At 46.6% G+C, this 25927-nt stretch carries 23 protein-coding genes; 8 read left to right on the top strand and 15 right to left on the bottom strand.

Annotation, left to right across the window (positions count from 1 at the left end; translation table 11 throughout):
• Positions 1-13 precede the first annotated feature (13 nt).
• Positions 14-505, top strand: a complete 492-nt coding sequence (locus E4N65_RS05200) for a DNA-deoxyinosine glycosylase (protein WP_253674406.1) — start codon at positions 14-16, stop codon at positions 503-505.
• Between the two features lie 90 nt (positions 506-595).
• On the opposite strand, the gene E4N65_RS05195 is transcribed toward E4N65_RS05200, so the two are convergent.
• Positions 596-1585, bottom strand: coding sequence for a hypothetical protein (locus E4N65_RS05195; protein WP_253674398.1), 990 nt, complete (start codon positions 1583-1585; stop codon positions 596-598).
• Positions 1586-1754: 169 nt separating this feature from the next.
• Here E4N65_RS05195 and E4N65_RS05190 point away from each other — a divergent pair, with 169 nt between their 5' ends.
• Together E4N65_RS05190 and E4N65_RS05185 are read left to right on the top strand one after the other, a co-directional pair.
• Positions 1755-2531, top strand: coding sequence for an exodeoxyribonuclease III (locus tag E4N65_RS05190; RefSeq protein WP_044017386.1), 777 nt, complete (start codon positions 1755-1757; stop codon positions 2529-2531).
• 84 nt (positions 2532-2615) lie between these two features.
• Positions 2616-3128 carry a hypothetical protein gene (locus E4N65_RS05185; protein ID WP_253674396.1) on the top strand — a complete coding sequence of 171 codons (513 nt, stop codon included), beginning with the start codon at positions 2616-2618 and terminating at the stop codon, positions 3126-3128.
• Here the strand turns inward: E4N65_RS05185 and E4N65_RS05180 are convergent.
• The 4 genes from E4N65_RS05180 to E4N65_RS05165 form a co-directional block, all read right to left on the bottom strand.
• Positions 3109-3513 carry a YbaN family protein gene (locus E4N65_RS05180; protein WP_044016562.1) on the bottom strand — a complete coding sequence of 135 codons (405 nt, stop codon included), beginning with the start codon at positions 3511-3513 and terminating at the stop codon, positions 3109-3111. The two genes, E4N65_RS05185 and E4N65_RS05180, sit on opposite strands and share 20 nt — an antisense overlap.
• Before the next feature lie 9 nt (positions 3514-3522).
• A complete protein-coding gene (gene lptB / locus E4N65_RS05175; protein WP_235619814.1) occupies positions 3523-4254 on the bottom strand; it encodes an LPS export ABC transporter ATP-binding protein in 732 nt (243 codons plus the stop codon).
• A gap of 176 nt (positions 4255-4430) precedes the next feature.
• Complete coding sequence (locus E4N65_RS05170) at positions 4431-5147, bottom strand: LptA/OstA family protein (RefSeq protein WP_253674394.1); 717 nt, start codon at positions 5145-5147, stop codon at positions 4431-4433.
• Positions 5148-5195: 48 nt separating this feature from the next.
• A complete protein-coding gene (locus E4N65_RS05165) occupies positions 5196-7814 on the bottom strand; it encodes a heavy metal translocating P-type ATPase (RefSeq protein ID WP_253674392.1) in 2619 nt (872 codons plus the stop codon).
• A gap of 110 nt (positions 7815-7924) precedes the next feature.
• On the opposite strand from E4N65_RS05165, the gene E4N65_RS05160 reads away from it, so the two are divergent.
• Positions 7925-8527, top strand: a complete 603-nt coding sequence (locus tag E4N65_RS05160; protein WP_253674390.1) for a hypothetical protein — start codon at positions 7925-7927, stop codon at positions 8525-8527.
• Positions 8528-8661: 134 nt separating this feature from the next.
• Here E4N65_RS05160 and ygfK read toward each other — a convergent pair whose 3' ends face one another.
• From ygfK to E4N65_RS05130, 6 genes are all read right to left on the bottom strand, one after another.
• Complete coding sequence (ygfK, locus tag E4N65_RS05155; protein ID WP_253674388.1) at positions 8662-11691, bottom strand: putative selenate reductase subunit YgfK; 3030 nt, start codon at positions 11689-11691, stop codon at positions 8662-8664.
• Between the two features lie 127 nt (positions 11692-11818).
• Positions 11819-13144, bottom strand: a complete 1326-nt coding sequence (gene ssnA / locus E4N65_RS05150) for a putative aminohydrolase SsnA (protein ID WP_253674381.1) — start codon at positions 13142-13144, stop codon at positions 11819-11821.
• A 140-nt stretch (positions 13145-13284) separates the two neighbouring features.
• On the bottom strand, positions 13285-14019 hold the full coding sequence (locus E4N65_RS05145) for an alpha/beta hydrolase (RefSeq protein WP_253674379.1): 735 nt from the start codon (positions 14017-14019) through the stop codon (positions 13285-13287).
• Positions 13982-14923 (bottom strand): ABC transporter substrate-binding protein, encoded by a 942-nt coding sequence (locus E4N65_RS05140; RefSeq protein ID WP_253674377.1) that lies wholly within the window; start codon positions 14921-14923, stop codon positions 13982-13984. The genes E4N65_RS05145 and E4N65_RS05140 overlap by 38 nt, the downstream gene beginning before the upstream one ends.
• Positions 14924-15028: 105 nt before the next feature.
• A complete protein-coding gene (locus E4N65_RS05135; protein WP_006189453.1) occupies positions 15029-15793 on the bottom strand; it encodes an ABC transporter ATP-binding protein in 765 nt (254 codons plus the stop codon).
• Between the two features lies 1 nt (position 15794).
• Positions 15795-16838 (bottom strand): FecCD family ABC transporter permease, encoded by a 1044-nt coding sequence (locus E4N65_RS05130; RefSeq protein ID WP_253674375.1) that lies wholly within the window; start codon positions 16836-16838, stop codon positions 15795-15797.
• Between the two features lie 278 nt (positions 16839-17116).
• On the opposite strand from E4N65_RS05130, the gene E4N65_RS05125 reads away from it, so the two are divergent.
• The 4 genes from E4N65_RS05125 to rsmG all read left to right on the top strand — a co-directional run bounded on the left by E4N65_RS05125 (position 17117) and on the right by rsmG (position 21501).
• Positions 17117-18343: an SPFH domain-containing protein gene (locus E4N65_RS05125; RefSeq protein WP_253674373.1), complete on the top strand. Its 1227-nt coding sequence runs from the start codon at positions 17117-17119 to the stop codon at positions 18341-18343.
• 276 nt (positions 18344-18619) lie between these two features.
• Positions 18620-19768 carry a TFIIB-type zinc ribbon-containing protein gene (locus E4N65_RS05120; protein WP_253674371.1) on the top strand — a complete coding sequence of 383 codons (1149 nt, stop codon included), beginning with the start codon at positions 18620-18622 and terminating at the stop codon, positions 19766-19768.
• The gene (locus E4N65_RS05115; RefSeq protein ID WP_253674369.1) at positions 19762-20688 is read left to right on the top strand and encodes a TPM domain-containing protein; all 927 of its coding nucleotides are present in this window, start codon (positions 19762-19764) and stop codon (positions 20686-20688) included. The genes E4N65_RS05120 and E4N65_RS05115 overlap by 7 nt, the downstream gene beginning before the upstream one ends.
• A gap of 120 nt (positions 20689-20808) precedes the next feature.
• Positions 20809-21501, top strand: a complete 693-nt coding sequence (rsmG, locus tag E4N65_RS05110; RefSeq protein WP_253674367.1) for a 16S rRNA (guanine(527)-N(7))-methyltransferase RsmG — start codon at positions 20809-20811, stop codon at positions 21499-21501.
• On the opposite strand, the gene E4N65_RS05105 is transcribed toward rsmG, so the two are convergent.
• From E4N65_RS05105 to E4N65_RS05090, 4 genes are all read right to left on the bottom strand, one after another.
• A complete protein-coding gene (locus E4N65_RS05105) occupies positions 21498-22247 on the bottom strand; it encodes a biotin--[acetyl-CoA-carboxylase] ligase (RefSeq protein ID WP_253674366.1) in 750 nt (249 codons plus the stop codon). The two genes, rsmG and E4N65_RS05105, sit on opposite strands and share 4 nt — an antisense overlap.
• The gene (locus tag E4N65_RS05100; RefSeq protein WP_044016589.1) at positions 22244-22894 is read right to left on the bottom strand and encodes a 3'-5' exonuclease; all 651 of its coding nucleotides are present in this window, start codon (positions 22892-22894) and stop codon (positions 22244-22246) included. Before E4N65_RS05100 ends, E4N65_RS05105 begins: the two co-directional genes overlap by 4 nt.
• Positions 22894-24651: a phospho-sugar mutase gene (locus E4N65_RS05095; protein ID WP_044016591.1), complete on the bottom strand. Its 1758-nt coding sequence runs from the start codon at positions 24649-24651 to the stop codon at positions 22894-22896. Before E4N65_RS05095 ends, E4N65_RS05100 begins: the two co-directional genes overlap by 1 nt.
• Before the next feature lie 207 nt (positions 24652-24858).
• Positions 24859-25911, bottom strand: coding sequence for a hypothetical protein (locus E4N65_RS05090; RefSeq protein WP_044016593.1), 1053 nt, complete (start codon positions 25909-25911; stop codon positions 24859-24861).
• Positions 25912-25927: the final 16 nt, after the last annotated feature.

Raw genomic sequence — 25927 nt, 5'->3', positions numbered from 1 at the left:
TTTTTCTAACACAATGTCTGAAAGAATTGTACATCCCTTTTCGCCGGTATATAACGCCGAATCGCGTATTCTTATTTTAGGTTCTTTTCCCTCCGCCGCATCCCGTGCGCAGGAATTCTACTACAGTCATCCGCGGAACAGATTTTGGCCGCTTCTTGCCGCTTTGCTGGAAGTACGGGCACCGCAAACAATAGAAGAAAAAATACATATGCTGTTAAACCATCATATTGCGTTGTACGATGCCGTTACCGCCTGTACTATTACCGGATCCGCCGATGCTAGTATGCAGTCCATCATACCGTCGGATTTAAGCAGTATCTTTAAAGAAGCACCGATCCAAGCAGTCTTTGCAAACGGTACGAAAGCATACGAAGTATGCATCAAGCATATTGGAATTTCGGCTATTAAGCTCCCGTCTACCAGCCCTGCAAATGCACGGTTCGGCTTTGCAGAGCTTTTGGACGCATGGAAACAAATATTACCGGAAGCAGGGCTAACACATTAGGCCGTTTTTTAACACTTCCATACCGCCGGAACGAATACTCGCTCAACAGAGATAACACATTCGAAAAAATACCGGCCTATATTCTTCTGCTTATTCGGTTCCAAGATTGTCTACGCTGTAATCGTAAACCGTCCAAATATCATCGCGGGAAGCAAGGTTATAGGTAAAGCGCTTCTTTTCGCGGAAGCTGGTGTAGTCGAACCATTCGATAACCGTAACCTCAGCTTCGGTTGCACTGTAGGTTGTCCGCTCAACGGTAAACTCTACCGGAATCATTGCGATATCTTTATCGGCACGGGATTGCATAAGATCGTGCTTATAAGTGTCAAGCATGCTAATACGCCCCGCTTCGGCTTCCGCCTTATATCTGCGGCTCCGTATCGGATCACGGGCAATCATGCGTTCAATATCAAGATACAGGAAGAATTGATCCCACTGAGATTTTTGACGAGCAGTCAGCATATAGCTGATAACCTTGTCGGGTGAAATCGGCTGAGGTTGAAGTACTTCACGTGATACCGATGCGATGGGAACAGAGCCAAGGGCAGCGGCCGAAGGAGAAGGTTTTATTTCAAGTCCAAGTCTATTGGAAGATACATGCATTTCTGAGGAATCGCTGAGGCGTTTTAATTCGGGATAAAAATTGGCAGAAAGCATATATGCGCCCGGACTTTCAATCGTAATATAATCTTTCACGTTTTCAACAAAGGCATACGTTTCCCCGGTCTCTATCGTAATTTCCCGGAAATAAATCTGCTGATTGGTATTCCGTTTCCGAATCCACGGCTCAGTATGAGCAAGGCTCTTGTTTTTGGTATTCAGTACCGAAAAATCAATGCTAAACATACGATCGTTTGCCAGTTTAAACCGCAATGGTTTGCTCCCTTTATTGGTAATAGAGACCTTCACAAAAATAGGTTCCGTTCCATCGTTCCCGGGATAGTATACACGGCGATCGTAAAATCGGATTGCAACATCCGCATCAAAGGATTTGCTTTCACCGTCCGTTTCGGCGGCAAAACACCATGCTCCAAATAAAACGGCGGCGGCTACGATTAAGACTATTTTCTTTGCTGACATATTCCTCTTCCTTAACGGCATTGCATATCTACGATGCCCTCTTACGTTTATATCGGCAGTTTAGCCCATTCTCTTTATGCCGAATTGCTGTACCTCCGGTATTCTCCCCGCAGCCTACTGTAGGAAGTACCTCATTGCATATTTTACGATTTTATGGCATATACCGATTATGACTTCAATTATTTCGTGGAACGTAAACGGTATCCGCGCCGCCCAAAAAAAAGGTTTTCTGGAATGGCTTTATACCGAAAACCCTGATGTACTTTGTTTACAGGAAACAAAGGCTCGGAAAGAACAGCTGACTTCGGAACTGATCAACCCTGTTTGGAAAGAAGGGGTCTATAAAACATATTGGCAGGCGGCAAAAAAGCCCGGCTATTCGGGAACCGCCGTCTTCTGCAAAAAAGAACCGCTCAATATCCGCACGATGAACACTCCCGCCTTTGACGATGAGGGACGAGTGCTGGTAGCCGATTTTAAGACCGTATCGATTATTTCCGCCTATTTTCCCAATTCCCAAGAAGGAGGAGCTCGGCTCGGCTATAAGCTCAATTTTTGCGCTGCGATGCTTGAGTTTTGTAATGCACTGCAAAAAGAAGGCAGGCATATCGTACTCTGCGGGGACTACAATATTGCGCATAACCCCATAGATCTTGCCAATCCAAAGGCAAACGAGCAAAATCCCGGCTATCTACCCGAAGAGCGGGCATGGATGGATACCTTTACGCAGGCGGGATACACCGACACCTTCCGGCATTTTTGTGCGGAACCTCATCAGTACACGTGGTGGAGCTACCGTTTCCATGCCCGCGAGAAAAACATCGGATGGAGAATAGACTATCACTGTGTAGACAACGCCTTTTTACCGAATATTTGCGAATCATCAATTAAAGCCGATGTATTGGGTTCCGACCATTGCCCCATCAAGTTGGTCTATAAGGAATAATGCGGCAGGTTATGTTTGAGGTCTTGTGTATAACACTTGTAACCGTACCTTGACATTTTTTATGTCATTATTATGATACAACACATGAAAATTTTATTAACTTTTTTTTATTTGACTGCCGCTACTCTTGTATTCAGCGCTGAAAGCACTGTGTTATATCGTCAAATAGTCAATGTTAAGGCTCTTTCCAATGGAGCAGAAAAAACGATTTACAGTACTATAGACAAAGAATCTGTTGAAAACCAAGTAATGCTGATCGTAACTGCACTTCCATCGGGAGATATTGAAATACGGTCGGATAAATTCAAATTGGGAAAAATGCCGTTCTCTTCATCTTTTCAATTTATTATTCCTCAAGAGGAAATAATACAAAATACAGCCGGCGGATATATCATTGACGGTCTCACCGGAATATATAAGGTTGCGATGTCAAAACCTCAGGCTCTATTGACGGGAACGCTCAGCCCCGAATACTGTGACCTTACCTTGGCGGTAGATGGTATGGGAAAAAAGCTCTCTATGCAATTCTATTCCGAATACGAAATCTCATTGAGCGAGGAAGAAACCTCGTCCGGTTCTACCGATCAGAATCAATAAAAATCGCTTCCGTTTCTTTTGTCGGGTCGGGGGCGGTTTTTATCTTAAAGATAAATACATAATATTTTATGCATATCAGCAATATGATGATAATACGGGCATAGATATTCTTTGAAAAATAAAACCCGGCAATCAACATTGAAGAAGCGAACCCTAAAATAACTATTTTACTTTTAAGCGTCATTGAGCGGGTTTCATTAAATCGTTTAACATGATTTTGATAGAGCTTAGTGGAAAGCAGCCATTGATGCAGACGCTTTGAACCTTTTGCAAAACAAAAGACCGACACAATCACAAAGGGGGTTGTCGGCAAAATAGGCAAGGCCACACCGAGTAAGCCGAGTCCCAAAAAGAGGAAACCGGCTATAATCCAAATATATTTCATAGTATCTCCCTACATTCTAAATTCTTCGCCGAGATAGACCTTTCGTGCAATCTCGGATTCCAATATCTTCTGACGCGGCCCTTGTTCGACAATTTCGCCCTTATTGATAATATAGGCGCGGTCGGTAATTTCCAAGGTGTCGCGGACATTGTGATCGGTAATAAGCACTCCGATATTTTGGTGGGCAAGCAATCGGATAATCAGCTTGATATCGTGTACGGCAATCGGATCAATACCGGCAAATGGTTCGTCGAGCAATAAAAACTTCGGTTCGATAGCAAGCGCCCGTGCAATTTCGGTACGCCGGCGCTCTCCTCCCGACAAGGTATATGCAGGTTGTTTCCGATTAGCGGTGATTCCGAATTCTTCCAAGAGCGAATCAAGTTTTTCCTTCCGTTCCGCACGGCTTAAATCTTTTCGTGTTTCCAAAATAGCATCGATATTTTGCTCGACGGAGAGTTTACGGAATACGGAAGCCTCCTGCGGCAAATACGATATACCGATGCGGGCTCGCTTATACATCGGAAGATTGGTAATACAGCGGTCATCGAGGTATATCCCGCCGGAGTTCGGCGTATAAAAGCCGACAATCATATAAAAGCTCGTCGTTTTTCCTGCTCCGTTCGGGCCGAGCAGTCCGACAACTTCTCCCTGTGTCATAGAAAAACTGACATCACGGACAGCTTGTTTTTTATGGAATGACTTATTCAACCCCTCCACACGTAATATGCTCTTAGACATATAAGCATCGGTAAAATACCGAGAGGCATACAAGAAATCGCTTTGTACCGGCTCATCATTACTCTCGACATCTTGAAACGGTTCGGTGTTCAGCAATGCTATTTCCGTATTTTGTTCGGAATGCTCAATATTGTGATGCATTGTATCCTCTTCGGATAAATAGTTCAGGCCGTCACTCATGGCGTTTTTGTTTCTTCCTTTGACGAAATCTCTTCCTTTGGAGGAGTTTCCGTTTTATTTGTTTCTTCTTTTTTTTCTTCGGTAACCGAACCGCTCACCTTTCCTTCAAGTTTAATATCCTCGGTATCCAGATTGACTGAAATTCGAGCAGCCTTAAATTCATCTTTCCCTTTCTTAACCGTTGGCTTCCCCGTTAATTCAAGCATAGAAGTGTTCCGGTTATAAACGGCAAAAAGCGAGTCGCAAGCAATATCTTTACTCTTTAATTTTACCGCCATTTGTAAAAGGATAATTTCATTTTTTTGATTATATTCGATACGTTCAGCAGCTGTTTCTACCTTATTTTTGGTATCCTCAACCTTTGCTTGCCCCATAAACTCAGCTACTTCCGTTTCGCGGTCATAAGATAACGAAGCGGCGGAAAACGTAAAGCCTTTTTCCGCATCTTCTCCGGTTACACTCCCGCTTGCCTTAATATACCGGTAATCTTTACCGTATAGTTCGATACGCTCACCGTAAATAGTGAGAGAATCTACACTTACCTTTGCATTACCGGTCAGTGAGGTTGAGGTTTGTCCTTTTCCCCCCGATCCTTGTAGTTTATCGGCAGAAAAAGTAATTTTAACCGGAGCCGCCGACAGAAGTGAGGCACTCAGAAAAAAAGAAATAAAAACGCAGAGCGGCTGCCGTAATCGATACCTTAATCTATCCATAGTGAAGAGATGAGAGATGATATACACCGTACCTAACGTTTCGATTTTTTAGTGTGAGCCGGTTACTGAATAGCCTGCATCGGTTACGGCAGCTTTGAGCGCATCGATTGTTACGGAATCGGGATAGGTAACGGAGGCGGTTTTTGCACCCAAATCGACTTTTGCCGATACCCCTTCGATAGCGTTCAACGCTTTTTCAACCCGAGCGGAACAATGCCCGCAGGACATTCCTTCAACAGTCAACGTGATATTTTTCATATCGATATTCTCCTTATGCGTTATATTTTCCGGTTTTGTATCATCATGCTTTTCATCGGTAGGAACAGCGGAACAGTATTGCATATTATGAACATCCTGTGCAATGCGTTTCGGGCGGAATCTGTTCAACCGTAATGCATTGGTAACAACCGTCACCGAACTGAAGCTCATTGCAGCGGCGGCAAACATAGGACTAAGCCTAAGCCCGAATACGGTATAAAAGAGACCTGCCGCAAGCGGGATACACAGCGAATTGTAAAAAAGCGCCCAGAACAGGTTTTGTTTAATGGTACGCATCACAGCCTTGCTAAGCTGAATTGCAGTAACCGCCGTTTCGAGACTGTTGTTCATCAGTACGATATCGGCGCTTTCAATAGCGATATCCGTGCCGCCGCCGATCGCAATACCGACATCCGCAGCAGTCAGTGCAGGCGCATCATTAATACCGTCGCCGATAAAAGCCGGTGAAAACCCTTTCGAGCGATAGTATTCAACTTTTGCTTTTTTATCCTGCGGCAATAGCTCTGCTGCGACATCCCCAATCCCGACAATTTTCCGGATAGCCTCCGCCGTCCGCTGATTGTCTCCTGTCAGCATAACCGTATGGATACTCATTTCGTGGAAATCATGAATAGCCCGGATACTGTCTTCTTTTACCGGATCGGAGACGGTGATAAGCCCGACACATTCATTCCCTATTATAACCAGCAACGGAGAAGCGCCTTGTTCGGCAGCTTCTGCGAGCCGCATTTGAATCGCTTCCGATACGGGAATTCCCAATTCGTTGCAGAGTTTCGTATTTCCTGCACCGATCCTTAAATTACTAATCGACGCAGTTCCGTTAAGCTCATCGATTGCAGCCGTTCCGAAAATTCCTTTCCCGTGTACTGCCGCAAAACCGCGCACCTTAAACGGCGACAGTTTTTTTTCTTCTGCCGCCTTGATAATTGCATGAGCAAGAGGATGTTCGGATAAATGCTCAAGACTATAGGCAATCCACAGAATATCATTATCCGTATACTGTTCCGAAAACACTTCAATGTGCTGCAATGTCGGCTTTCCTTCCGTGATTGTTCCTGTCTTATCGAGCAGAACGGCGTTCACGCGGTGAGCGAGTTCGAGTCCTTCCGCGGAACGGATGAGGATACCGAGCTGCGCGCCCTTGCCCGTACCGGCCATAATCGCAGTCGGCGTCGCAAGACCGAGCGCACAGGGACAAGAAATAACCAACACGGAAATAGCGGTCGAAAGCGCGAACTCAAAAGAAGCGCCTGCGATAAGCCAGCCGATAAAGGCAGCGAGCGAAATCAACATAACAATCGGCACAAAATAACCGCTGATAACGTCAGCCAGCTTTGCAACCGGAGCCTTTGATGAGGACGCTTCTTCGACGAGCGCAATAATCCGCGCCAATGTCGTATCATTACCTACTTTATCAGCACGGAAGATAAAGCTGCCCGATATATTATGCGAGGCACTAATCACCGAATCTCCGACCGTTTTTTCGACCGGAAGGCTTTCACCCGTAACGGCAGATTCGTCAAGCGATGTGCTTCCTTCTATGATAGTACCGTCCACGGGCAAGGTTTGTCCCGGCCTAATAATGATTGCATCGCCGACCGCAATATTTTCTACCGGAATTTCAATCTCAATTCCATTCCGCACTATTTGAGCTGTTCGGGGGCGAAGCTGAATCAATTTTTCCAATGCTTCGGAGGTTTTCTTTTTTGCCCGTGCCTCCAAAAATTTTCCCAAAGAAATCAGCGTTAAAATCATCGCCGAAGATTCAAAATAGAGATCCTTTATATAGAGCAGCACGACATCTAATTGACCGTGCCCTAAGCCGTATCCGATCCGGTACAGCGCAAAAATCCCGTAAATAACCGCAGCTCCGGAACCGATGGCGATGAGGCTATTCATATTCGGCGCACGGTGTAATAAGCTCGTAAGTCCGTTAGTGAAAAAATGGCGGTTCAGTATAAGAACCGGCAACGTGAGCAGAAATTGCGTAAAGACAAAGATGAGGGCATTCTCGGTTCCTGCAAAAAAAGACGGAAGCGGCAGCTTGAGCATCCGCCCCATCGACACATACATCAATGGAATAAGAAAGAAAAGGGAGAAGATAAATTGTTTTTTTTCGGCATCGGCGATTTCAGAATCAGTCTGTTGAACAGACGGGCGCGCTGCATTTTCCTCAGACAGCGGAAATGCTCCGTAGCCGATTTTTTCTATCGTTTGTATGATGGTATCGGTATTAAGGGTATCGGGATTATAGGTTACAGTCATCCGCTTTGTTAAAAGATTGACCTGCACCGTCTCTACGCCGGCAAGACGACTTACCGCCTTTTCTACATTTGCGGAGCAGGCGGCACAGCTCATACCGGTAACGGTAAAATAACGTGTTTGCATATCGTTAGTATAATAGAATACGGAGCTAAAGGCAATACGTATTCTTGACCTTTCTCTCACCACCGTGTTACACTTTTTCAATCAGGAAACAACTGAAAGGAGACTTATGCATGAAAAAGCTTAATTTAAAGGGTTTATTACTCTTCCGTTGTGCAGCGCCGACCGTGCTGACTCTTGCCGTAGCGCTTATGCTGCACGGCTGTTTTTTGTTTGACGAAGCTATTGTACCAAGATCATTCGCCGTAGGTGATAGAGTGGGCAACAAGACCATTGTATGGGAAAACACAGGTGCAGGTTCGTGGCGGTTTCTTGCAATGGGCACTCCCTCCGAGCCGATGCCGTGGGATTTGGACAGCTCACGTCATATAAGCACAAAGAATATAGGCTCAAATATCGGGGACGGAAAAGAAAACAGTATTTTCTTAAAGCGCGAATTTGAATCGAACGGTTCTAAATTGCATACTGCGAAGAATTCTGCAGTTATGTACTGCATTGAGCGGGGCGGCTGGCTCCCCTCACGGGATGAAGCCGAAAAAATAGCTCAATTTACGGGCAAAGATTTTTGGACATCTCACTATGAGGCAAGCAGCAAGGCCTTTTATTACAGCCCCCTTCAGAAAGGACTGCAATCAAAATGGCGAAGCGATCGCGACCCGGTTGTTACGATTCCCGTATACTACCTTGATGCACAGGGCAATATAACGGAACCGTAATCCCCTCACCCATGCACAGCGTTGCCGAGAAACGGCAGACATTACGGCCTCCGCACGAATAACTGAGGCCGTCAAGCAGGGCAACCGCATCTTCCGATACGGTTGCCTTTTAATTTCTAAACGCTCAGCTGAACCTACAGTAAATACGCGTACTGCGTCTTTACCGCATTGATAATCTGCAAAAGCTCTTTGGGAAGAGCGGTTTCCGTTGCAAGCGTGATATCGCGGACTTCTCCGGCAAGCCGTACTCTGCATCGGCTGCGTGCATCATCAAGATAGAGGAAACCTTCATTTGTGCTGTCGAGGAAATCTTTTTCCGAGTGGAACAGCGTGAATTTATCCTTGTACGGGGCGCTCTCGTAGGGGCAGAATGTCGCACAGTTGCCGCACTCGTTACACATACCGTCCACGTGAACAATCTGCTTCATACGCATACCGGGTACCGTGAGCGCAAGGTTTGCGCGGTTCGGGCATACATCGACGCAGGATTCGCAGACAGTCGAGCATTCCAAACAGCGGACGCTTTCTTTTGCAACGCCGTCGGAGGCGGCAAGGTTCATCGGCATTAAAATTGCCCGCTTTGAATACGCCGATGCGGTAACAGGGTTGTAGTTCAGTGTTGTAAACTGCGCCGTCCACGCCTGCGCCTTTACCGACTCGATAATCGCCTTTGCCGCTTTGGTTGCATTGGCAATAGCCTGCACCACCGTAGCAGGCCCTGCGGCACAATCCCCGATGACATATACATTTTTCACATTTGTTTCAAACGTAGCGGGATTGTATTGCGCCCTCCCCTTCCCGTCCAGCGCAATGCCGGATTCCGCAAAGAGATCGGTGTCGATTTTTTCACCGATAGATGCGATTACGGTGTCGGCAGGGATCTCTACAAACTCGCCCGACGGTACCGGTTTTTGCCGACCGTCTGTACCCCGTTCACCGAGCTTCATCTTTTCGCAGCGCAAAATTCCGTTTTCATACGAAACAGGCGCAAGCAGTTCTTTAAATTCAACCCCGTCTTCCAAAGCGAGTTCCAATTCTTCCGCATCGGCGGGCATAAACTGCTTGGTTCTGCGGTATACGATAAAGGAATGTTCGACCCCCTTCGTGCGCTTTGCAACGCGGGCGGCATCCATCGCGGTGTTTCCCGCACCGAGGATCACGACGTTTTTCCCCAGCTTGAGCGTTTCGGGCGCTTGCTTCGCCTGTTCAAGGAATTCGATAACATTTGCCGCCGCGCCTTTTTCCAAAGTCAGCGCACTCTGCTTCCACGCACCGATAGCAAACACAACATGGGTAAAGCCCTGTTTTTTCAGCGCTTCAACGGAACGCTGTTCGCTGTTATACACGAAGGAGGCGCCGAAGGAGGATGCAAGCTCAACGTCCTGCCCAATCGACGCGGCAGGGATTCTGAACTCAGGGATGACGTACTGCACGATACCGCCGGCGCGCGCTTTCTTTTCAAATACGGTAACGTCCGCTCCGTCGCGAGTTAAGAAATAAGCGGCTGCAAGACCGGCAGGGCCGGCTCCGATAACGGCAACCTTCGCTCCGTTTTTCTGCGCCGGTTTTTGCGCCTTTAGGTTTTGCTTCAAAGTTTCGATGGCATGGCGCGCCGCTTCGAGTTTAACGGCACGGATATGCACATGATCATCATAGAAATTGCGCGTACAGCCGGTCATACAGCGGTGATTACAGATCGTACCGGTGATGAACGGCAGCGGGTTTTTATCGGTGATAACACGGAGCGCTTCTTCGTATTTTTGCTCGCCGGTCAGCCTGATATAGGCAGGGATGTCCTGATTAATGGGACAGCCGGAAATACAGGGAGCGGCAAAGCAGTCGGCAAGCGGCACCTTTGCAGGAATCTTAAGGAATGCTTCGGGCTTGACCGATTTGCGATGGCGCGGGTTTTCAACAACGGCATTTGAAAGGTGGCGCAGTTTTTCCACGTTGATGGAAAAATCCTTGTTAAACGGCTTGGCTGTCAGCTCGCCAACCAACTGCTGACAACGCGCATATCCGCCCGGCTTCAAAATCGTTGTTGCAATCGTAATGGGGCAAATCCCCGTTTCGTAAATATCGGCAATGTTAAAGTAATCCGCGCCGCCCGAATAAGAAATACGGAGTTTTCCGTTAAAGACTTCCGACAGTTTTAGCGCAACGGCGATAGACAGCGGGAACAGCGACCGCCCCGACATATACATTTCCTGTCCGGGCAGCTCTCCGCGGGCAATGTCTACAGGGAAGGTATTGGTAATCTTAACCCCGAACATCAGCCCGCGCTTATCAGACTCCTTCAGCAAACGCTCAAGCATGGGTACCGCATCGCTGAACTGTAAATCGTCTTTAAAGTGATGATCGTCAAACTGAACATACTCATAGCCCATCTTGTTCATACGGTCGCGGGCAAACTCGTAGCCGAGCAGCGTGGGGTTACACTTGATATAGGTATGGAGATGTTTTTCCGTGATGAGGTACATCGCGATGCGTTCGATTTCGGCAGGCGGACAGCCGTGCAAGGTGGAAAGCGTAATCGATGTACACACCTGCGTCGGCAATCCGCGGAGGAAGGCTTCCGACACGGACGGGAACAAATCGGTATGGCTTAAAAGGTAGTCGGTACATTCCTTCCACACCGGCGTATTCGAGGCGTTCCGCATTCCTTCGATAAAGGCGTCAACTTTCGGGGTCTTAATCCCTTCAAGGTCGTAGCCGACGCTCATGTTAAAGATAAAACCGTCGGGGCTGCCGAGACCATATTCCTGCGAAATCACTTTAAGCGCAAACCACGCCTTTACGTATTCGTCAAAAGCCTGCGGCACGCGCAGCTCGGTAGACCATTCGACATTGTAACATTCGTCCGCCGCATTGATACACGGTTTTGCAACCGGCAGGTCTTCTCCGTCTAACTTTTGCACAGTCTTTAGCTCGAAGAATCGGCAGCCCGCAGCATATGCAGCCACGATATTTTGCGCCAACTGTGTGTGCGGCCCCGCAGCCGGCCCAAGCGGGTTTTCAAACCGTTGCCCGAACAGCTCCAAATAGCGGTTGGAATCGGCGCGGTACAGCTTTTTAACGCCGAAAATCGTCCCTTCGGTTTGATACTCCGTTCTAATCCATTCCATCAAATTCTTGAATGGTATCGGATTCATTCTATCACTCATACTCTATTTTCTCCCTTGTATCATCGTAAATTCGATACAATTGCAGTCCGAATAACTGCTCCGTTTGTATAAACAATCCCGGTATCCGGCAGATGCATACTCTTGTGAATACCGGGGCGATTACTTTCTACAGCCGTTTCCACAGGGCGGCGCTGACTTCCCGCGCTTTGGCAAAGACGGCTTCTTCATCGGCGACGGTAATAACGCGATCCTTCATCAGCACCTTGCCTGCCGCGATAGTGGTTACCACATTACGGCCGTTCATACCGAACAGGATGTGGCCGTTCGCGTTACCGGCTTGGAGAGGTGTCAGCGGGTTATAGTCGGTAACGATTACGTCCGCATTCGCTCCCGCTTTCAAGACGCCGAGTTCACCGTCAAAATACCGCGCGGCAATCTTTGCATTATTGGTAAACAGCATTTCGGGGATTTCCGTCCATGCGGCGGTGGCATCGCAGGTGTTGTGCTTGTGCAGAATATTCGCAACCTTGTACGATTCAATCATATCGCTCGTATATCCGTCCGTACCGAGCCCGATCAAAATGCCGCGTTTAAAGATTTCCAACACCGGCGGACAGCCGACCGCATTACCCATATTCGATTCGGGGTTATGCACGACCATCGTATCGGTTTCTTTCAATAAATCCATTTCCAAAGGATTGATGTGGATACAGTGCACGGCAAAGGTGTGTTTACCGAGTATGTCAAAATCGTAGAGGCGCTGTACAACCCGCTTTCCGTGTTTCTGCACCGAATCGAACACATCGGACATACCCTCCGCAACATGGATGTGGTACCCAGCGCCCGCCGGAAGCTGAGAAGCGCAGTATTCGAGTGTTTTATCTGACAGCGTAAATGCGGCATGAAGTCCCATCATCGCTGCTTGCTTGGGATTTTTCTTCTTTTGACAAGCGCGGATAAATTCGGCATTTTCGGTAACCGCTTTTTTCATCTCAGCCTCGCCGTTCCGGTCGGAAACTTCATAACAAAGGTTCACCCGCAACCCGAGCTCTTCGGCAACATCCGCAAGGGTAAAAAGGCTCCCTGTTGTTTCGCCGTAGCTTGCATGATGGTCAAAAACCGTCGTTACGCCGTTTTTAATACAGTCAATCAGCGTCGTGTAAGCGCTGTATTTCGTATCCTCTAAAAGAAGGTTATTATCAAGATGCCACCACAGCCCTTCCAAAATATCCAAGAAATTCTGCGGATTGTAATTTTTTAACGCAATGCCGCGGGCAAAAGCGCTATAAATATGATGATGCGTGTTAATAAAGGCAGGCATGATGCACCGCTTTTTTGCATCGATATATTCCGCTGCGGGGTACTTTGCCCGCAATTCGGCATCGGCGCCGACTTCTTTGATTGAACTTCCCTCAATGCAAACACAGCCGTTTTCGATAAAAGGCTTGTTCGGATCGCGGGTGATAAGCATACCGTTTCCAACTAATAACATAGAATTAACCCTCCGCTGATGTTTGTACTCTTTTCAGTATCCCATAGAATCGGAGAAAACGCAAGAAAAAAACTAAAAATATTTTGGAAGGCCTAAATTTTTTTATGACTAACTGATTCTCTGCACGAATCAATATCGCTCTACAGCTGCCAGCATTCGGTAAGCCACTGCTGTACTGCCCTGAAGCGTTCAAGCATTTTATCGTGATGCCCGAACGGATCGAACACAACGGTTGTATGTGCTATCTGCGTTCTAAGCGCCTGATGTACTTCTGCTGCGTATTTCGGCGCATTCTCTAACCGGTTGCCGTGTTTTCCACCCTCTCTCTTTCCGTTTAGCAAATAGACAGAGGCATTGCTATGCAAAACTTTGTGTTCACGGCAGTATTCCGGAAATCCGGGATACCAAAACGAACCGCAAAGGGAAAATATGTACGGTATATCGGTATATTCGAATAAACTCCACACGGCAGCTAAGCCACCGAGGGAATGACCCCCATATGCAAGCCTCGAATCGTCAAGGGGATATTTAGTTTTCAGTTCGGGCAGTAGTGTCTTGAACAATAGATGATGATATTCCGCGCCCTTGCCGCCGAAAGGAGGACAATCGGTGCGGAATGACTCGGCAGCCCATGGTGTATAGTCGTCAAATCGGTTGCGTGCGTGCAGCCCGAACAAGAAAATACTCGGTACCAGTGATTCCAGATATTCAATCTGTCCGTCGTTGACAAAAACCGCAGGATAACGGTGCTGCAGGTTATATTCTGCAGGTTCCGACACGGTAATGTCTATACCGGACAGACTGATATGGTTCGTTATATCGCGTTTCGTGCTGAAGCTACTTCCGCAGGAAGGCATCAACAGCTTCCAAGGCATTCAGCACAGCCGTACCATAGTCCATCAGCTCATCATAGGAAATCGTCATAATTTTACGCTGAGCAATAGCGGGTACGTCAACTAGTACTACATTTGCCTGCAAAGACGAAATCGCATTTGTGTCTAATTTTTTATTCCGGTCGCTCGTTACATAGATGATCAGTTCAGGATTCATAGTTATCAGATTTTCTGTCGTAAGCCCTGACGTACCCGTTGCAATATTGGTATAACCGAGTACATTTAGGAGACTTTCTTGCAATGCAGATTTATACGCCCCGAACGTTGTGCCATTATATGCACACATAATAAGCGCCTTCTTTAAAGAAGTCCCCTTTGTTGAAATATGTTGCAGCACAGCATTCAAACGCTGTTCGAGTTGCTTTGCATACGCTTCTGCCTTATCCTGTACATTAAAAATAATGCCAAGATTTCTCACATCTTCGATAATATTTTGAAGGTCTTGCTTGATATTTAAAACCGAAGCTTTTTGTGCATATATCGGGATACCATTTTCGTTCCAAAAGCTCACCGTACCCAAAGATTTTTCGGAAAACATCATGTTTCTACCGAGCACTGCATCCGGTTCATACGAAAATACCACTTCCCGGGAAACAGTTTTCTTATTCCCGATATGAGGGATAGAATCGATCGCTTTCTTATACTTACCGGTCACTGCATTATCCGGATCCAGCATACCGATAATACGATCCTGCAAGCCGAGTTCGATCAGCATTTCCGTCATTGAAAGATTATTGGTAATAACCTTTTTAGGCGCTTGCTTAAAGACCTGTGTTATCGCTTTGCCGTCTTTGTCATAGGTGGTAACACTGACCGGATATGCCGTTTCCGCACTCACTGCGGCAGCAAGAAAAAGAGCCAATGCAATACTAATACATTGCTTCATTTGAATAACCTCCTGAGAGTTGTGTGACTCTCTAAAAACTGAGATATAGATTTTTAGAGATACCGATATCTTTTCTATCTATCAAAGATAGCATAGCCAAAGATATTATAGCGGCCCCCTATAGTGAATCATCGCCTGCGAATCCTCTGTCCAGCTGATATTGCACCGGACACCGTAGATCGTCAGCATGGATTCTTCGGTAATAGTTGTGCGAGGACTTCCTTCATATAAAATATCCCCGTCTTTCATCAAATACAAATAATCCGAATACCGGCATGCCAACTGTATATCGTGCAGCACAGCCAGTACGTTAATCCGTAAATCTTTTACAATCTGCAATATCTCCAGCTGATATTTTATATCCAAATGGTTGGTCGGTTCATCCAGCAATAAGAGAGAAGGTTGCTGAGCGATTGCACGGGCAAGCACAACCCGCTGTTTTTCTCCCCCTGATAGCGATTGATACGGCTGATCTTTTCGAGTCAACATCCCGACCTTTGCCAGTGCATCCTGTATAATGGTAAAATCCTCTTCCCGTTCGGTTTGCATAAAGCGGATATGAGGTGTCCGCCCCAGCATCACAATATCCTGTACCGAACAGTTGAAATTCAGCGTATTAAATTGTGCGACAACCGCCATTTCCTTTGCCGAATCCTTGAGGCGGACAGCACGGATGTCTTTTCCGTCAAGATACACGGCACCCGAGTCCGGTTTGATAATCCGGTAGATATTTTTTAAGAGCGTCGTCTTACCGCACCCGTTTGGGCCAAGTATCGTATAAAATTTATGCCCGTCCGCATGGAGCGATATACCTCGTAAAATTTCTTTATGAGCGATACTGCAGTGGACATCCTTGCACATCAAATCCATATTACTGCCCTGCTCCCCGTTGGTGCTTTGCAACAATAAAGATAAAAAAGGGAGCTCCAACCAATGCGGTGAATATCCCGATCGGCAATTCCGCATTTTGAATCAATATTCGCGCACATACATCCGCCCAGATAATAAAAAGCGCACCCAAGAGTGCTGCGACGGGAAAGAGTCTACGATGGTTTGCTCCCACAAGTGCACGGGCAATATGCGGGGTAATCAGCCCAACAAACCCGATGATGCCACAGACAGACACCAATACACCGGTTATTACCGCAATGACTGCCATAAAAAGATACCGATAGAAGTAGAGCGAAATCCCTAACGTTATCGCGACTTCATCGCCCATCATCATTGCATTAAAAACGCGGTACTGTAAGAAGAAAAAAAAATACGAAAGGCTGACTACGAGCAGCGGTAACGGGAGTGATGACCATGAAGTACCGGCAAGAGAACCCATTGTCCAAAACTTAACCGTCATAATACTGTCAGAATTTGCCCCAATTGAAATGATAAAATTGGCAAACGCCGTAAACAGGGCATTTACCACGGTACCTGATAAGATGAGACTTGTCGTGGTCATCTTTCGCTGTGATGAAGCGATGATCAGCACCAATACGGTCGCGGCAATCGCGCCGAGAAAGGCTCCAAGCCCTACGGCAGAAATAAAGCTGAGAATGATACTGACAACAGCCCCGAATGTCGCACCGGCAGAAATACCCAAAATGTACGGTTCGGAAATCGGGTTGTTGACCGTTGCCTGCATAACGCATCCGCAAACGGCAAGCCCTGTACCGGTAAAAAACCCGAGTAAAACCCGCGGTACACGCATATTCCATACAATCGCAATAGCAGCGTTTGAAAGACCGGTCAGTAAATTGGGGGCAACTGCTTTTCCCAGCATAATCCGGTACGTATTTGCCAATCCGATTTTAACAGGGCCGAGCGAAACAGCAATAAATATAGAAAAAACCGTTATCGCTATCAGGAATAAAAATAAAACAAGATATTTTACTGTTTCAACAGAGAATTTTTTTTGCAGCATCAATGTATTCCTCTTGTTTACCCCGGTTTACAAACTGGTGCTGTTATAGCATATTTTAATACATTCTGCAAGAAGTTTACCTCCCGGCATTCCATGGGACATCATTCGTCGCAAACGTGTATCCCATCCCATCTTTTATTATTGCTTATTTTTTGAGTAGCCTTTTTAAAAACTGAGTTCCATGTTCTACTTATCTCCCCCTCTTTACCGATTCTTCATTTCTATACTAATATAGAGCTTATAAAATAGAGATCTTACAAACAGAGAGGAGTAATACTATGGGATTGATAACAGCGGCGCTTAGCGCGGTAGGCGGCGGTTTAGCGGATCAGTGGCTTGAGGTCGTCGAAGCGGATGATATGGGTGAGGGTATCGTGCTGGCAAAGGGTGTACCGGTGCGCACGGATAAGCGTAACAGGAATACCAAAGGTTCAAGTGATGTAATTTCTAATGGGTCGATTATCCATGTTAATCAAAATCAGTTTATGATGCTGGTAGACGGCGGAAAAATTATCGACTACACGGCGGAACCGGGATATTTTAAAGTTGATAACAGTTCGGCTCCCTCTCTTTTCAGCGGTAGCTTCGGCGATGCTTTAAAAGAAACGTTCAGCCGTTTTAAATTCGGTGGAACGACACCGATGAAGCAGGAAGTTTTCTATATCAATTTGCAGGAAATCAAGGGGATTAAGTTCGGTACGCCCAATCCGCTCCAGTATTTTGATAATTTCTATAATGCAGAACTTTTTTTGCGGGCGTTCGGAAATTACTCCATCAAGATAACCGATCCTATCAAATTCTTTAAAGAAGCTTGTCCCCGAAATGCAACGCATGTACATATCGATGAAATCAACGAGCAGTATTTAACCGAATTTTTAGAGGCATTGCAGGCGGCCATCAGCCAGATGTCGATGGAAGGCGAACGGATTTCGTTTATTCCGTCAAAGGGAACACTCCTCAGTAAGCACATGTCGCAGATTCTCGATGATTCGTGGAAAGATCTGCGCGGTATGGAGGTGCTGGCAGTCGGTATCGCAAGCATCACGTATGACGACAGCTCCAAAGAACTCATCAATATGAGAAACAAAGGCGCAATGCTCGGCGATCCTTCTATCCGTGAAGGGTTTGTGCAGGGTTCTATTGCGCGGGGGCTGGAGGCGGCTGGTTCCAATCAGGCAGGCGCCGGTATGGCATTTATGGGCATGGGAATGGGCATGAACGCAGGCGGAAACTTTATGGGACAGGCAAGCCAAACCAATATGCAGCAGATGCAAATGCAGCAAGCAGCTCAACAACAGGCTGGGCAGCAAACCGCCGCAGCGGGACAAGCTGCTCAAGGAAAAGCGGCAGGGGAATGGTTCTGCACCGAATGCGGACACAAGAATACCGGTAAGTTCTGTGCGGAATGCGGTACACCGAAACCCGCAGGAAATAATTGCCCTTCATGCGGCGCAGAAGTTAAACCCGGAACAAAATTCTGTTCCGAGTGCGGTTCAAAACTCTAGCACGACCGCGAATCTTAGAATTAAGAGGATTTAAGGCAACTGCAACCCAAAATCCCAAGCAGGTGCTTTCCTTATTCTGCGAAATTTTAAAAAAATTTCGCTTTATGTTTCAGAAGAAGGGTAAACACATCAGATGGATAAATCAAATTCCTCAGAATAAGAGGTTGGGCAACCATTTGAGCCGCAAAGCGGCGAAACTCTGGTTGAACAGCCTCTTATTCTGAGGGCGTATTAATTTATAAAAATCTGGTGTGGTTACCCTGACAGAGGAATGATATGAGTGTAATAAACTACAAATGCCCCGCGTGCGGAGCGCCGATTGAGTTTAACCCGCGATTGGGTAAATTTAAATGCGGATACTGTTTTACCGAGCATACGGAAGAAGAACTGACTGCCTATCTCGAAAAACTGCAAGCTAAAACTGCTGCAGCAGACGAAAGCGCCGACGCTTCTTCTGCCGGTAATAACGCCGCACCGGAATCCGATACGGGAAATGACAACAGTAGAAGCACCGATAAAGATACCGCTTCCGGCAACAGCACCGAAACAGGTGGACAGACGGTTAAGGTATACCAATGCGCTAACTGCGGCGCGGAAGTGGTTGCGGGCGACACCTCAACGGCGGCCTTTTGCTACTACTGCCACAGCCCGGTCGTTATAACCGACCGGCTCAAGGGCGATTTTAAACCCGACCGCATTATCCCGTTTAAGGTTGATAAAAAGACCGCTGTGCAGAAATTTCTGGACTGGGCGGGCAAAAAGAAATTTACCCCCAAAGGCTTTACGAGCGAAATGCAGCAGGAAAAAATCACCGGCATTTACCTTCCGTATTGGCAAGCAGACATCGATGCAAAGGTTGACTACCATGCGGTCGGTGTGAACGTTACCCGCTGGTCAAGCGGAGACCGAGACTATGTAAAAACCGACAAATACAAAATCGACCGCACCGGTGATATTGCCGTAAACAACCTGCAAAAGCTTGCGTTTTCAAAAATCGACGAATCGTTACTCAACACCATTACTCCCTACGATGAAGCAGAGATGAAAAATTTTTCCGCAGGGTATTTAGCAGGATTCTTTGCCGAACAATACACCGAAGATAAAGAAGCAATAAAACCTGCATTAATGACACAAGCAAAACAAACCACAACGGCACTTATCAAAGAGTCAACATCGTGTACTCATTTTGAATCGGAAAAAGATTCAACCGCGTATTCCGTCCGCGATCAACGGTATGTGTTACTTCCCTCGTGGATTCTTACCTATATCTATCACGGTAAGCCGTATGTATTTGCTGTAAACGGTCAAACGGGTAAAACCTGCGGTGAACTGCCGTTGGATAAGGCAAAAGCAGCATTGACATCGGGACTTCTCGGCGTCGTATTCGGTGCGCTCATGTTCTTAGGAGGGATGTTTATATGGTAACGATGATAACGCCGGTATGTTCAAAAAAATACGCCTATAAGAAACTGTTCGCTATAACACTTTTTTGCTGTTTTCTCCCCCTTATACTTCTCTATGCAGAGACGAGTACTTCGGACGCGGCTGATTGGAGCAAAATCGAATGGGATGCAGGCGATATGTCTGATGAGACAAGTACTGCTGCAGACGAACTTTTCGCCGCAATTAATCAATATGGAGGAAACCCCGTTGTCGATATGGCGGGCATTCTGACTCTCAGCGAACAACAGGAAATAGCGGCACGCTTTACGGAATTTTCCGAAAGCCTCAAAACGGATGCGTCAGTGGTACTGGTTCCCGACACCGGTGATTTGACGGCGGAAGCATACGCAGATGATTTCTTTGATTACGGCGGCTACGGCTACGGAGAAGACCGCGATGGAATCTTGCTGTTAATCGTAACGGGATACGGCGACGGCAACGGAAGAAAAGCGCATATTTCAACCTCAGGTAAGCGTACTATCAATACCGTTACCGATTCCCGTATTGATGATCTGCTCGATGCTCTCATCGACGGGGGAGCAGCGGATGGAAATTATGCCGCCGGTATCAATGCATATATCGATGAACTGCATACCATAATCCAATCACCTGAACAAGCGGCCGCCGCAAAGCTGAAAAACAGCATCTTATTTGCCATCGGCGCCGGTGTTTTCGTGTTTTTAATCAGCTTCTTGGTTTTATTAAAACGCTATAAAATCGCCGGTGCAAAACCGTACTACGATCGAGCGAAACAAACACAGGTACACTTTGCTTCTACGGACGACCCGCTCATCAGCACCAATACGATAAGCACCGTACGACCTAAAAACAAATCAAGCGGAAGCTCCACCCATACATCTTCGAGCGGGCGCTCACACGGCGGCGGCGGCAGATCGTTTTAAGTTTTAAGCAGGTACCTTTCGGGCATCTTAAAAAACTCAAGGTTAGTTTTTAGAGGTGAGCTTTGCTTACCGGTTTTCCTTAGATTTAATTTGTGATCGGCATTAGGAGCGCACTTTACAATGGATACACAAAACACGGAACTTTTACAAGCGGGATTAGCCGCATTACATATTGAAGACCGGCAAGACAAACTGGCAGAAATGTTAACGCGATACATTCGCGAACTTGAAACGTTTAATGCCGCATTTAATTTGATAAAGGTACAAAACACTCAAGAGCTGATTATCAAGCATATCCTCGACAGTCTTGCGCCGTGGGAAGCATTAGCGCACCGGCTCGATTCATACAAACGCGAAGACACCTGTACTATTGCGGATATCGGTTCCGGGGCGGGGCTGCCGGGAATTCCGCTTGCATGTCTGTTTTTACTTAAAGATCCCAGCATTAAATTTACGTTAATAGAGCGGATGCACAAACGATGCGCTGTTTTGGAAAACGTACAAGCAATGCTGGGGCTGACTAACACCGCCGTGCTGAAATCCGAAGCGGAAAAAGCTCCTGCCGATTATTTTGACATTGCCGTATTCCGAGCGTTTCGCCCGCTTGACCGCGCAATGTTTACGACCCTACAAAAACGAATTCGCAGTACCGGTATCTTAGCTGCCTACAAAGGAAAGCTCACTGCAATTGAAGAAGAGATGCAGGCATTGGGCGCTCATAAACCGGACTATCAGGTGATACCGGTACAAACACCCTTTTATGACGCGGAACGGAATCTCGTTATCATCCCTAAGTGCCGCGAGGATGATTAATAGATCAGTTCTCCCGAATAATACCGATGTTCCTTATCCTCTTCCGTAATGCACAGCGCCCCATCCGGAGCGATACCGGTAAGAATACCTTCGATAATATCGTCTTCCTGTTGCCCGCGCATAAAGCGAACCATAGAGCCTCGCTTCCAAAGCCGGCGGCTGATTTCTTCATTCCAATCGCGGCGACTAAGACATTCCTGTATTTGAGTCAGCAGCGCAGGAATAAACACTTCAAACGTGGGGCATTTATCCGCGCCGATAATCATTGCAAGCGAAGTTGCCGTGTGTTCTATACTCCGCAAAAAAGCCGTTTGAAGCAGGTTGATACCGACACCGGCAAGAACACAGCCGCCCGCGCTTTCGCACAGGATGCCGGCAGTTTTTTTACCGTTGATCAAGATATCATTCGGCCACTTAACGGCAGTCCGTACGCCGGAAGGCAAAAAAGAATCGAGTGTTAGACTAGCGGCTAAGCCTATCCGCAGCGTAAAATCGGTGGATGCGGGCTGCCTCAAAATGAGTGTACCGAGCAGGTTTTCCCCTGCAGGGGAAAACCATTGCCGGCCGGACATGCGGCCGCGACCTTCCGTTTGGTAGCCGGCATAGATGAACGTGCCGTCGGGACAACCGTCGGCAAGGCATTCGCGGGCGGCTTGTAAGGTAGAGTCGGTGCGGGCATAATAATACACGGGCGCCTTAAAAGGATTTTGGATTGTGGTCGTTTCTCGTCTTTGTTGCGGTATCAAAATAAACTCCGTGAATAATCTTTCTCTTTTTGCTCCGTTTCGGGGGCTAACAGGCTTGCAGCATCCGTTTCTGCACGGATTTTTTCTACCAGTTCGGGATTGTTTTTTAAAAATCTGCTTAAAATCTTTTCAAAAAGCTCCATGCAGACGCGGGCATCGTCTTCGGCTCGGTGAGCTTCCAGCGCTGTAATGCCGAACTGCACGGCAAGATCCTGCAATGCATAGCTGGAAAGTCCGGGAAATACTTCCTTTGCAAATATTCGCGTATCGATGGCTTTATTGGTTAAAGGAGATTTTCCGGCGCGCTTTAACTCCGCATTAACATAGTTTATGTCAAACGGAGCATTATGCGCAACTAAAACACCGGTGCCGATAAAATCGAAAAAGTCGGGAAAGACATCGGCTATCAGCGGCTTATCCTTCAGCATCTCATCGGTGATTCCGTTGACCTTGCCTGCTTCTTCCGGCATCGGCATTTTGGGATTGATAAGCACATTGTACCGGGCAATAACACCGCACCGGTCGAACTTTACCGCACCGATTTCGACGATACGCCCCGATGCAGGATCAAGTCCGGTCGTTTCGGTATCAAAAGCGATAAAGGCTGCCGTGTCGTATACGGCAGCCAACCAATCATAACTCGTCATTAGACAAGAGTGTCCAATGCTTGAGCAAAAATTTTAACCTGCTGTTCTGCTTTGGTCTGGGCAGCGGCAACATCCTTACCCTGTACCGGCTGCGGATGGATGATATAAAACTTGATCTTGGGTTCGGTACCGCTCGGACGGACACTGATAATTGTTCCGTCTTCAAGATAATACTGCAGCACATTGCTTACCGGAAGATCTACCGTTTCTTTCTTATCGGGAGTAAGCGGGTTGTAGGAACATGATTGATCGATATCGCGGATGGTGAGAACCTTTACACCGGCAATATCCTTTAACGCGGAAGTGCGAAGCTTTATCATCATATTTTTCATAATTTCTACACCTTCCGCACCGGGGAATACCTTGTTGATGGTTGTTTCGTAGAAACAGCCGTACTGCATAAAGAGTTCGTCTAAACGCTCTAACAAGCTCTTTCCTTGTTTACGCCAATAGAGCGACATTTCGGCACAAAGTGCGGAAGCTGCAATTCCGTCTTTATCGCGGATTTCCATCCCGAAATTATAGCCGTAGCTTTCTTCAAAACCATAAATATAGTGATACCCTTGTTTGGAAATTTCATCAGCCTTATTGCAGATCCATTTAAAACCGGTTAGACATTCAAAGGCTTCAACTCCGTAACCTTTTGCGATGCGATCACACAGATGGGACGTTACAATGGAACGAACAATAGCGGGTTTTGCCGGCATAACGCCGAATTCTTTTGCAGTCAGGCAGAGATAGTCGGTAAAAAGAGCTCCCATCTGGTTACCGGTAATAAGATGCATCTTTCCGTTGGCATCTTTTACCGCTGAGGCAAAACGGTCTGCATCGGGGTCGGTTGCCATTAAAATATCTGCGCCTTCTTTTTCCGCTAATTCAATCGCCATTTTAAGCGCAGCAGGGTCTTCGGGGTTAGGATAGCTCACCGTCGGAAAATTTCCATCCGGCTGGCGCTGTTCGGGTACGGTGATGATGTTAAAGCCCATATCGCCAAGCACTTTCTCGACATGCATCGCACCGGTACCGTGCAGCGGTGTGTAGACAATTTTTACGGACTTGGACATCTCTTTAATAAGATTACCGCGATGCAGCTTGGCCTTAACGCTCGCCCAATATTTTTCGTCTATTTCTTTATCGATGATGATGAGTTTCCCGCTCTTAATCGCTTCGTCACGGTTCATCATGTTCACTTTTTTAACCGTGTTTACCTTGTCGATAATGCCCTTATCGTGGGGCGGAATAACTTGCGCTCCATCATTCCAATAGGCTTTGTATCCGTTATATTGCGGCGGATTGTGCGAAGCGGTAACGACAACGCCGGTATCGCAGCCGAGCTCGCGGATTGCATAGGAAAGCTCCGGTGTCGGGCGTAATGCCGAAAACAAATAGACTGTAAAACCATTCGCTGCAAAGATGAGTGCGGTTGCCTCTGCAAACACATCCGAATAGCGGCGTGAATCATGCGCGATAACCGCTTTTAGTTGACCTTTCTTTGCCTTTTCAGGAAAGGTTTCGATAATATAGTCGGCGAGCCCCTGGGTTGCCTTTTTAATCACCATGGGATTCATCCGGTTTGTTCCGCCGCCGATAATCCCGCGCAAACCGCCGGTTCCGAATTCCAATTGACGGTAGAAGCGGTCAAACAGCTCTTTCTCATCGTTCTTTGTAACGAGTGCTTCCACTTCTTTTATGAATGTCGGATCGGTTTCTTCCGCCATATACTGCTTTGCATAAGCCAGAATGGTACTACTATCCATGATCGAGTCTCCTCTAATAATCAACATACCCCGACGCAGCACATCGGGGTATGTTGTTCTCATAAATCTGAATATTGCTAAGGCATCTTTAAAAACTTGAATCGCTTTCGGATACTGCTATTTATTTAGTGTAACCTTTTTTTATAGATTACGCAAGGTAAAATATCAAGAGCGTCAGGGGGTAATATTAAACTGCACGAATAAATATTATCCGTTTTGAAGTTTTACCGAATCCGCTCTAACCCAGCCTTTTTTTTGCTTGTTTTGGATATAGAGCCATTCAATACCACTCTCGGAATCTCCATCCTGTTTAATATATTTGCGGGTGGCAGTAGCCGATGCTCCTGCTTTCAGCATATTTACCGTTCTTGCAGAGTCTTCATCGGGAATACTTAAAAGATTGATATCGTCGATAGCCGTAACTTTTTCACTGATTTTTTCAGCTGTAAGCTCTTTCATGAAATTCTCTTCTTTTATCATAATTTCGGAAAGCGACTGTAAAACTGCAATGGTATCGCTATAAGGAGAACCCAGTTCAATTGCATTCTGGAACAGCTCCGTCCGTATGGTGTCGTTTTTCGATTCCATCGCAACCTGAGCGAGAATCATAGCCGAAACACTCATTTCATCCATTTCTACCGCATCCCGTTTTACATATTTATCCTTAATACTCCATGAACTAACCAGTTCCGGATTATACGCTGCAATTTTAATAAATTTACTGTCCGGCTTTTCAAGGCTGTCTTTATATACCGCAACAATAGCATAACGAGGGATAAACTCATCCGTCATAGCCGCAAGGGATTCCGATTTATACAGCACGACGTCCTGTCCCGAAATAAAAGCTGCGATGGTATCAGGTTCATAAGAATACTCTTGAATCCAATAACGCTGCCCGTTAAGCTCAACATGAAAAAATGTCCGTTTTTGTCCATCGGTTCTTACGGCTTCTTTCTTTTCTCCCAAATAGAGCGCCTTATCACCCAGTGAAGCTTCAGCAATCCACTTCATTTTTCCTTCGTCGTTTTCCGTATAAAGTCCCGCATTGTTCACATAAATAACTCCGCTAATGCCCATAGCATTCCCCATATCGGACGCAGACTCTTGTTTTGTATCCGTATGAACGGCTGCCGCTACTTCACCGGCAGGATTACTCTCATTATTCGTGCTTTGTCTTTCATTTTTGGCACATGATACAAATGATACAATCTGTATAATTCCGAATACGGCAAACAGAACTATCTTATTTAGTCTTTTCATTTTATATGCTCCTTGC

The sequence above is a fragment of the Treponema sp. OMZ 855 genome (assembly GCF_024181145.1).
Lineage (GTDB): Bacteria > Spirochaetota > Spirochaetia > Treponematales > Treponemataceae > Treponema.
This window is presented reverse-complemented; position numbering and strand designations above follow the sequence as displayed.

Bases quoted from the DNA above. Each gene is read 5' to 3' on its own strand.
- E4N65_RS05130 (WP_253674375.1), bottom strand. From the start codon at position 16,838: ATGCTGCAAAAAAAATTCTCTGTTGAAACAGTAAAATATCTTGTTTTA.
- E4N65_RS05095 (WP_044016591.1), bottom strand. From the start codon at position 24,651: ATGGATAGTAGTACCATTCTGGCTTATGCAAAGCAGTATATGGCGGAA.
- E4N65_RS05120 (WP_253674371.1), top strand. From the start codon at position 18,620: ATGAGTGTAATAAACTACAAATGCCCCGCGTGCGGAGCGCCGATTGAG.
- lptB (WP_235619814.1), bottom strand. From the start codon at position 4,254: ATGTCTAAGAGCATATTACGTGTGGAGGGGTTGAATAAGTCATTCCAT.
- E4N65_RS05185 (WP_253674396.1), top strand. From the start codon at position 2,616: ATGAAAATTTTATTAACTTTTTTTTATTTGACTGCCGCTACTCTTGTA.
- ssnA (WP_253674381.1), bottom strand. From the start codon at position 13,144: ATGTTATTAGTTGGAAACGGTATGCTTATCACCCGCGATCCGAACAAG.
- E4N65_RS05170 (WP_253674394.1), bottom strand. From the start codon at position 5,147: ATGGATAGATTAAGGTATCGATTACGGCAGCCGCTCTGCGTTTTTATT.
- E4N65_RS05125 (WP_253674373.1), top strand. From the start codon at position 17,117: ATGGGATTGATAACAGCGGCGCTTAGCGCGGTAGGCGGCGGTTTAGCG.
- rsmG (WP_253674367.1), top strand. From the start codon at position 20,809: ATGGATACACAAAACACGGAACTTTTACAAGCGGGATTAGCCGCATTA.
- E4N65_RS05200 (WP_253674406.1), top strand. From the start codon at position 14: ATGTCTGAAAGAATTGTACATCCCTTTTCGCCGGTATATAACGCCGAA.
- ygfK (WP_253674388.1), bottom strand. From the start codon at position 11,691: ATGAGTGATAGAATGAATCCGATACCATTCAAGAATTTGATGGAATGG.
- E4N65_RS05180 (WP_044016562.1), bottom strand. From the start codon at position 3,513: ATGAAATATATTTGGATTATAGCCGGTTTCCTCTTTTTGGGACTCGGC.
- E4N65_RS05090 (WP_044016593.1), bottom strand. From the start codon at position 25,911: ATGAAAAGACTAAATAAGATAGTTCTGTTTGCCGTATTCGGAATTATA.
- E4N65_RS05190 (WP_044017386.1), top strand. From the start codon at position 1,755: ATGACTTCAATTATTTCGTGGAACGTAAACGGTATCCGCGCCGCCCAA.
- E4N65_RS05140 (WP_253674377.1), bottom strand. From the start codon at position 14,923: ATGAAGCAATGTATTAGTATTGCATTGGCTCTTTTTCTTGCTGCCGCA.
- E4N65_RS05145 (WP_253674379.1), bottom strand. From the start codon at position 14,019: ATGCCTTGGAAGCTGTTGATGCCTTCCTGCGGAAGTAGCTTCAGCACG.
- E4N65_RS05195 (WP_253674398.1), bottom strand. From the start codon at position 1,585: ATGTCAGCAAAGAAAATAGTCTTAATCGTAGCCGCCGCCGTTTTATTT.
- E4N65_RS05165 (WP_253674392.1), bottom strand. From the start codon at position 7,814: ATGCAAACACGTTATTTTACCGTTACCGGTATGAGCTGTGCCGCCTGC.
- E4N65_RS05160 (WP_253674390.1), top strand. From the start codon at position 7,925: ATGAAAAAGCTTAATTTAAAGGGTTTATTACTCTTCCGTTGTGCAGCG.
- E4N65_RS05115 (WP_253674369.1), top strand. From the start codon at position 19,762: ATGGTAACGATGATAACGCCGGTATGTTCAAAAAAATACGCCTATAAG.
- E4N65_RS05135 (WP_006189453.1), bottom strand. From the start codon at position 15,793: ATGGATTTGATGTGCAAGGATGTCCACTGCAGTATCGCTCATAAAGAA.
- E4N65_RS05100 (WP_044016589.1), bottom strand. From the start codon at position 22,894: ATGACGAGTTATGATTGGTTGGCTGCCGTATACGACACGGCAGCCTTT.